This is a genomic window from Kitasatospora sp. NPDC091257 (assembly GCF_044757675.1).
GTDB lineage: Bacteria > Actinomycetota > Actinomycetes > Streptomycetales > Streptomycetaceae > Kitasatospora > Kitasatospora lactacystinica.
Map to the genome: position 1 here is coordinate 1 of NZ_JBIVVI010001791.1, position 1,200 is coordinate 1,200.

Consider the following 1,200-nt stretch of genomic DNA (forward strand, 5'->3'; position numbering starts at 1 on the left):
GGGTGAGCCCCGCCGGACGGAGCCCGGCGGTGGCCCGAACCACCGCCGGGGCCTCGCCCGTGACCCGCGCGGCCATGGCTCGCGCACCCGCGACCCGCGCGCCCGGGCGCCGCGCCGGGGTGGCGTCCCGGGGCGGTGTCCCGGGGCTGCGCGTCAGACCTCCAGCTCGGCCTCGATCCGGCCCAGCTGGTGGCGGGCCATCGCGAGGTTGGCACGCGCCTTGTCCAGCGCGAGGTAGAGGAACAGGCCCTTGCCGGTACGGCCGGTGAGCGGGCGGATCAGGTGGTACTGGCTGCTCAGGGTGATCAGGATGTCCTCGATCCCGTCCTGGAGGCCGAGCATGTCCATGGTGCGCATCTTGGCGCGGACCACGTCGGTGTTGCCGGCGGCGGCGACGTTGAGGTCCAGGCCGCCGGGGCCGTCGAGGGTAGCCAGCGCCATGCCGCTGTTGTAGTCCACCAGGGCCGCGCCGATGGCGCCCTCGATGCTGGTCATGGCCTGCTTGAGCGCGCCGGGTGCGTCGGTCATCTGGGTAACTCCCGTTCGGTGATGGGCGGTTCGTGACGGATGGGGACAATGGTTCGGTGGTCGGTCCGGGTCGGCCCGGGTCAGCCCGTGTCGCGCGGATCCTTGGGCACGAGGGCGTCGTTGAGCAGCCCCGCGATGCGCTGGGCGCTGCGGCGGGCCTCCAGGTGCAGCCGGCCGACGTTGACGTCGGGGTGCGCCAGCAGGGTCAGCACGCAGCTGCCGCCGGCCGCGTACGTGGCGACGTAGCCGTTCTCGCCGCGCACCAGCGACTCGCGGAACTCGCCCTGACCGGTGGTGTCGGCGAGCCGCTGGGCCAGCGAGAGCGAGGCCGCCGTCATCGCGGCCAGTCCCGAGGGTTCGGTGCCGTGGGTGTCGTGCGCGACCAACAGGCCGTCCACGCTGGCCACCAGACCACCCGCGAGGTGCGGTACGCGGTGTTTGACGGCACGCAGTTCGGCGAGCAACTCGGTCTCCAAGGCGATCAGTTGTCTCCTTCCGACACGCTGCTTGAGTGCCCGCCTCATGGCCGGAACGACGGGGTCGCGGGCGGGGAGTGGGTCAAAGTCGGGCCTCCAGAAGGTCTCGGATCCGGGTCAGCAGCGCGACGTCCGGATCGGGGACGGCCAGCGGGTGGGCCGCTGCCGTGATGGGCGGGCGTTCGGGGCAGGTGGG

General features: G+C 72.9%; 2 protein-coding genes. Both read right to left on the reverse strand.

Annotated features, from left to right (window positions below):
• Positions 1 to 153: 153 nt before the first annotated feature.
• Positions 154 to 528 (reverse strand): hypothetical protein, encoded by a 375-nt coding sequence (locus ACIQOV_RS42065; protein ID WP_359898244.1) that lies wholly within the window; start codon positions 526 to 528, stop codon positions 154 to 156.
• Positions 529 to 608: 80 nt separating this feature from the next.
• A complete protein-coding gene (locus ACIQOV_RS42070) occupies positions 609 to 1,004 on the reverse strand; it encodes a roadblock/LC7 domain-containing protein (RefSeq protein WP_359898245.1) in 396 nt (131 codons plus the stop codon).
• Positions 1,005 to 1,200 lie beyond the last annotated feature (196 nt).